Raw genomic sequence first — 7116 nt, forward strand, 5'->3', positions numbered from 1 at the left:
ACCAGTCTCAACAACTGGGCTAACCGTCCTATAAGCTTTTCAGCCTACTTTAGGTTAAACGAATCGCACCGTTAACTTTTGTATTGGATCTGGTTGGGGCGTATCACCGTTAGACGTGTCACCGTTAGACCCGTTGCCGTTGGTCATAGTCATGCCTCGCTGGTGTCTGATAGAAAAAACTGGCGATCGCTTTTGATACAGATGAAACTATCGCCAGCGTCGCCGACGAAGTTGTTACCAAGTTCTATGCCAATTAGTTAGTTGAACTCAATGGGATTCGCTTAGTAACAATGCTCATAAATTCACCCTCACTTGGAGCAGGCATAAGGAAACTCCACTCGTTGATATGAGCGAACTGTAGCCTGTAAAGCCAGCGAATCGTGTAAGTAACCCCGTAGCTCGATCCAAAAACCATTATCCTTACCCGTTCACAGCCATCAGATTGAGCTGGCAAACTATTGGCACCCCTGATAATCGACGGTAAAGTATCGTCTGGACTAGGCACAAAATCCAGATTTTGCGAATAAACGAATTGTGGCCTGAAACTTGGTGTCCTTGCCAGCCTAATATCAAAGTTTGTTGTCATCATTTGAGCCTCCTACTCGTTCTAGGGGATTAGTCGCGTGGAAGATGTTCCAGATATTCTGGGTGGCGTGATTAGTTCTAGGTTGGACAAGTGGCGCATCAAAAAAAACTCAACCCACTAACGTGACTAAAAGAGAATTTTTAGATGCCATATTCTATCAACTCAAGAATTAATCGTTCCTCCCGTCGCCCGGTGTAGGTGCTGTCGGTGCGTTGGAGTCGCTAGTTATTCGCCAGCAGAGCGCGCTTGCTAGTTGGTTTTGTTCGACGCGACAAAGAACTCGCACTGTGGGAAACCAAAGCTGCAAGTGGGATAAATCGCTGTTGACAGTGCCGGAGTACGCTTGAAACGGGTCGCTCTCCAAAGAAACCAAGGTTCGCAAAGCATACAGTTCATCCAATTTGAGTCCGTCCAATCTGTTGATTAAGGATTCGATTGAATATTTTCTGGGTGCTGTGTACGGAGTCAGCGCTTGTTCCTCCAGTTGCCACCAGCTCATCATGTTGGCTCGTTCGGTGGCACACAAAATCTCTACTTTCCGAACGCAAATGTAAACTGGCTGTCCGTCTTCCTGTATCAAATTGTCTCGGTCATCAAGCAAGCGACCCATGACGGTTTCAGAGCGAACGTCGGTCACTTCCATGCGTCCCATTGTGGTGGTAACGCGGGGATTGGGTATTTCTACAAAGCTTGGTTGGGCGGCTTGCGATGGCTGCCCATAATCTGCGAACATAAGGGAAATCTCCCGAAAGTGAGTGCCAAACCCCGCCCCAGAAGATTGCGAGTCAGAGGGGGCGGGGTTTGGTTTTGGTGTTAAGCTATGTTTATGTATGCACAGGCATAGCTATGTATGCACATACATAGCATTTTTGTTTGGGTGTTGTCAAGCCCTATGATGAAAATTGTTAATTGTGCATACACAGACAAATGACCAGAAAACCGGCTGAACGCAGCGCTTGGGGCGAAAACAAAGAGCGCTACAGCATTTTTGTGACTCCTACGGCAATGAAAGCGATCGACACCAGGGCTGAGGCTCTTGACATCTCGCGCTCTGAATTCTTGGAACAGTTCGCCCGTCAGATGGTGGGGATGACCGATGCTGAACTAAAAAAGGAGGATAGGGAGGAATTGACCAAAAGTGTTGGAGCAAAGTATCGCATTAGCCCGCGAAGAACTTGCTGGCCGCGGTTTGTTTCTCAAGCGCAAGGCTAAGGGCGATCGGATTCAATTGCTAAAAAATCAAATTATGGAATGGGAAACACTACTTGAAAAACTAAGTTGAACTTTCGGTATACGCGCCCGCTTGGACTGTCGGAGTTTGGTGTATACGCCACGTAGGGCGCGATGAAGCGTCAAAAGAGTTTCTGATGACCGAATCAGTTAGAACCGTCAGGGCTTCTGTGCAAATAGGTTCCCTAACAGTCGATGGATTCATGCTGCCTAGACAGTTATCGGATGAGCCAGACACAAGCGGCTGAGCCTATTTGTCTAAAAGTTCAGAACATCTCAGATTTTTGCTGTCAAAAGCTTTCAAAGCTCGACAGGAGTGTAAGTTATAGGTTTCGGATTTCTGAGCGATTGCAAATACTCAGAATCTCATCGAAAGTAAACTCCGACCATCGGTTTAAGTGCGATCCTCAAAAGATTCCGATACGCCGAAAGCTTCATAAAACTGCGGTTTGAGGCACAACCTCACGCAAGCGTGAGGTTGTGCCTCAAACTTTTTGAGTTTACAGGCGCTCAAACGCTTACTAGGAAAGGAGGAGGCGTTTCAAAACACATCCATTTAAAGGAGTGACCGCAATGATTGGATAGCCATTTAGCAAAAATAGAGATGACGACTCGGATCGCGAAAACAGGCATTGGGCCTCATCTGAAGAAGATTGCAAAGAAATGGAAAAGAAGTATGGGTGGGAACTAAAAAAAGTTGAACAAAACGACGATTCAGACCTCGGAGTCGATTGCGTGTTTAAGGGCAAGCAGACCAGCTTCTGGGATATGTGGGGCGACCATCAAGACCACTCGGATCTGGATGAAGCATAACTATAAAAGCATTTGATGTGATGACACAAACTGAAGAACTCGAACTTTACGACCCGCTGGCCAGCAAGTCTACCCTTAGCCTCTACCTGGTCAAAGAGCAAGAAAAATGGATTCCTATCGAAAGCAAAGAGCTTGTTATCGGGAAACAGTTGACTCGACTGTTGCAGCTTTCTCACGATTCGCGTCCTCTACTGAAGCGTAAGGTCAAAGTTGGAGAACGGCTCACTTACCACGTTAAAAAAGAGGGTAGCCCTTGGAAAGCTTACCTTGTCACTCCCTCGGACTGGGTAGTGGTCAGAGTGTTCCGGTACGAAGCCGACCTATCAGAGGTTGAAGGGGATATGCCAGAGTTTCGGGACGTACAAATTGCTTACTGCGAGCGCCAGCCTTTGACACCAGAGGAAGCTGAAGCAATGACTTATGAGATTGTTAGCCAGGTTTCTGTGGATTCCAATGGCTGCGATAAGGAAGCTTATCAACAATTTCTTGCCAGTCAACAGTCTAAGCAATACGTCCGCGTATAGAATTTTAAAAGGCTGTTGTCAACAAGCGACCGCCGGCAGCGATTAGACCAGACAAAAAAAGAGTCCGCAGTCTTTAGAAGAGACGGCAGACAAACAAAAACAAAAAAACTTTAAATACATCATAGTCTAAAATCTGCCATTACTGCCATAGTTGGCACAGTTGGCATAGTTGGCACATTTGCCCCAAATGTCCCAAATGCCCCAAATGCCAATCAACGGTAGTTAAAGCAGAGCCGTCTCTTCTACATATAGCGGGTTTTTACAAACAAAACCAGCACGCAGCGCTATGAGTAGCGAGAGAGAGGCATCTATGAATCTTGTACAGCAATTTGAATCTACCGAGTACCTTTGCCCCAAACACAAGAGCCACATTGAGAGCCGGGGACTGTTGAACTATTGGAGCTTTGCCACCTGCCGAACCGTATCTGCGGACGAGGCATCAGTTTACTTGGGTTACGCAGCGAAGTCGGGCGGCATCCTATTCGTGGGTGCAACCACACAATTTCAGTTCAGGCCTGACAAGCCTTGGAAATCTTCTGGCAGTAAAAAAGCGCCCAAATACCGCACGCCCGTTGGTGAGTACGACGCATTCTTGCCCCAGCATCCCACCGACAAAAACTACTGGGAGCCAGAAAATCTCAAACAGCACTGCTACCGCATTAACGACCATCCCTATCTCCTGGTTACCGAAGGGCCGTTCAAAGCAATCTCGGGATGCAGCAACGACTTACCGACAATCGCCTTAATGGGCATCAGCATGGGGCTGACAGCGAAAGCTAGCGATTTGCAGAACAAACGCTATCTCGTTCCCACCCTGGAAGCTTACGCCCGTGCCGGCTTTGGGTTCATCATTGCCTTTGATGCAGATGCAGCGACCAATCCAAACGTCATTTGGGAACAGCGGAAACTCGGCCACCAGTTGCTCAAGTTTGGCGTTCCCGTCCGCAGCGTTACTGCACAATGGGAACCGGGTAGTGAAGGAGAAACCAAAGGTATGGATGATTTTATCCAGAGAAAAGGAATAGAAGAGTTCAGGCGGATGCTTATGAAGTCAGTCAGCTTTCAGGAATGGGAGAGCAATCTTGATGAGAGCGAGGATTCATCGCCTAAGAATAAAATTCCTTTACCCCAAGAATTGGGAGCCGAACTTGCCGAGGAGCTGCGCGACCAACTCTGCTACTCTGACGAACACAAATCTTGGATGAAGTACGAACTTCGGCATAAAGGAGTTTGGGCGGCGGTGAACGACGATTATGTCCTCAGCGCCATAGATACCATGTGCCAGACGCGGGGGTTGCAACCCAACAACGCCTACTGCGCCAACGTTCTAGGGTCGCTCAAAAGGAAATTATTCGTGCTCGATTGGTTAGAGCGACCATCAAACGAACTATTGCCCTTTGAAGATGGGGTGCTTTCCATTGAAAGCAACACTTGGCAAGAACACGCCCCCGGATTCCGACTAACTTGGTCGCTACCGCGCAGCTACAAAGGAAGCGCTGTTAATACTGGATGGGCAAAAATCAACGATTGGATGAATCAGGCCACCGATGGCAATCGGAACAAGAAAGACATTCTGATTGCTTTCATCGCCGCCAGCTTGCGCGGTATGGCTTCTTTGCACAAATTTCTAATGCTGACCGGCCCCGGTGGAACTGGGAAAGGGCTTTACTCCCGACTGACCACAATGGTGGTTGGAGAGCGAAACACTTGGATTGGAAACTTGGAAGATTTAACCAAAGCTGATAAAGTCGCGGATTTACAGACAAAGCGGCTAGCGGTTTTTGACGACCAAGAAAAGTACACAGGCAATTTATCAAACTTCAGGTCGCTGACGGGCGGGGGTAAAATCAGCGGCCGGCAATTGTACAAATCGGCTGTTGATTTCCGTTTTTCTGGTCTGGCGCTAATTACTTCAAATCAGCCGTGTTTCCCAGCCAGCGGACTTTCCTGGTTGAAGCGCCGAATAATTCAACAAGGATTCGAGTACACCCCCATTAAGCGAAACCCCCACCTCGAACGAGAATTAGAGCCGGAATTAAGCGCGTTTACCCAATATTTGTTATCAATTCCAGTGACTGAAATTGAGCGCATTTTGGCTCAAGAAGGAACCGGGATCAATGACACTTTTTGGGCTGACCGGGTGCGGGCCGACCCGATGGCGTCATGGGTCAACGATTGCATTATTCACGATACCGAGGCTCAGACGGCAATCGGAGCTGATAAAGACGAATGGAAAGATGCGGATTATGTCGCGGCTAAATCAACTTTGTTCGGCTCCTATAACAATTACTGTCGTCGAGCCGGGTACAGCGCCAAAGGTAAAAACAATTTCTCAGCAGATTTGGTGGAACTCTGCCGAGAAGTCCTCGAATGGAAAGATGTTGCAAAGCAGCGGTCGGCTGCTGGTATGGCAATCAAAGGGTTGAGGTTGCGGACAGATACTGACCAAGACATTTCGACTGTAGAAGATTTGTTGAGTCAATCCAAAAATGTAGATTTAGGTCTACACGGTGCAGACCGGAATGTAGACTTACAATTCTTACCCCACAAGGCTTGTGTAGACTATGTAGACTTAAACTCAAAACTTGCAAAAAAGAATGGAAATACTTCTGATGACTCAAGTCTCGAAACTGATGGCGGCACAACATCAAGTTCTGCTGACTCAAGTCTCGAAACTGATGGCGGCGCAACATCAAGTTCTGCTGACTCAAGTCTCGAAACTGATGGCGGCACAACATCAAGTTCTGCTGACTCAAGTCTCGAAACTGATGGCGGCACAACATCAATTTCTCCCGACCAGGTGAATACTGATGCTGAGGTTGTGGAAGTGTTGCCCTCACCCGAAGTTTACACGGTATACACGAGCCATACAGAGCAAGACATTCAGCCTACACAAAGCCTACATTCAGGTCAGCATTCAGATCAGCATTCAGAATTGAACGAAGACGAACTCGACTTGCTGCAAATGATTCGATTGGCGCTGGCAGAGCCTGACCCCGAATTGACACGGCAAGCGGCCGCCGACATTCTGCCAGTGCTCAAAAAAGTCTGTGACAAGGGAGCTGCAAACCGAGAGAAGATTTGGGCGGCGCTGACCGAAGAAGAGCGGAGCGAGTTCACCTTTTTAGCCAAAAATTCAGAGCGACCGACAATCTCTCAGCGGTCGCCGAAGCCGAGCGCACTGGGCGACAATTTCTCCGAACCGGAACCGGAGCAACTAGCGCCTGAACCCGCACTAGCAGAGGAATTAGCGGAACCGGAACCCGCACAAATCGCGCCAGAGCCGGAAACCATTGCTCATGCCGATGCCGAAAAATTGCGAGAAATTGCGACAGTTTGGTGGGATGAATACTTCCCGGAACAGTTGCAAACTCTGATTACACAGATGTTTGGCTGGGGTGCGCCGGGGATTAAATACGATGCTGCCACCATAGCTACTTGGTTAGCCACTGAGGCCGCCGTAGTGCGCGAGCGGATAGGCGAACTAATTCGCCGACGCTCGGAGGGTTTCTGCTAATTCTTGACAGTCAATAAAAAGCCACACAAGCAGCCGTTTGATGCGGTTTGGCGTAGGAATAGCGAAGCTGCCATAGACCGCAAAGTAGTAATTAAAACCCTCATCTGGTAATGATTACAGGCATTTTTTCGCTTACTGTCCGCGTGTGCCTTGCAAATACTCAGTTCCCACGGCAGAGTATTGGTTATACTCTGCCGTGGGAAACGAAAGAACACCGGGAACCCTTACCAGCAAGGGCTTTTAATCCAGCTCTCGACAGACAGAAGTTTTAGTGAACAAGCTAGACTTTAGCGAATTGAGTGCTATAGAACATAGCCACCCCTTTTGTATTTTTGTCAATTTTACTCACTAGCTCGCTTAGTGTAAAGACAGGAAGAGTGCGATTCGTTGAAGCGTGAATCACGGTGAAAACCCGACACATAACGTTTCCAGCCACGAGGCTGAAC

5 protein-coding genes are annotated in these 7116 nt (G+C 48.2%); 4 read left to right on the top strand and 1 reads right to left on the bottom strand.

Going from position 1 to position 7116, the window contains the following annotated elements; translation table 11 throughout:
• Nucleotides 1–755 precede the first annotated feature (755 nt).
• Nucleotides 756–1319 (bottom strand): hypothetical protein, encoded by a 564-nt coding sequence (locus QUB25_RS29010; protein WP_333188847.1) that lies wholly within the window; start codon nucleotides 1317–1319, stop codon nucleotides 756–758.
• A 194-nt stretch (nucleotides 1320–1513) separates the two neighbouring features.
• On the opposite strand from QUB25_RS29010, the gene QUB25_RS29015 reads away from it, so the two are divergent.
• The 4 genes from QUB25_RS29015 to QUB25_RS29030 all read left to right on the top strand — a co-directional run bounded on the left by QUB25_RS29015 (nucleotide 1514) and on the right by QUB25_RS29030 (nucleotide 6670).
• Nucleotides 1514–1798 (top strand): hypothetical protein, encoded by a 285-nt coding sequence (locus QUB25_RS29015; protein ID WP_333188849.1) that lies wholly within the window; start codon nucleotides 1514–1516, stop codon nucleotides 1796–1798.
• A 681-nt stretch (nucleotides 1799–2479) separates the two neighbouring features.
• Entirely contained in the window at nucleotides 2480–2629 is a 150-nt protein-coding gene (locus tag QUB25_RS29020) for a hypothetical protein (protein WP_333188850.1), read from the top strand.
• Nucleotides 2630–2649: 20 nt separating this feature from the next.
• Entirely contained in the window at nucleotides 2650–3153 is a 504-nt protein-coding gene (locus tag QUB25_RS29025) for a hypothetical protein (protein ID WP_333188852.1), read from the top strand.
• 286 nt (nucleotides 3154–3439) lie between these two features.
• Entirely contained in the window at nucleotides 3440–6670 is a 3231-nt protein-coding gene (locus QUB25_RS29030) for a DUF3854 domain-containing protein (RefSeq protein WP_333188854.1), read from the top strand.
• Nucleotides 6671–7116: the final 446 nt, after the last annotated feature.

It is taken from the genome of Microcoleus sp. B3-D7 (genome assembly GCF_036705305.1).
Lineage (GTDB): Bacteria > Cyanobacteriota > Cyanobacteriia > Cyanobacteriales > Microcoleaceae > Microcoleus.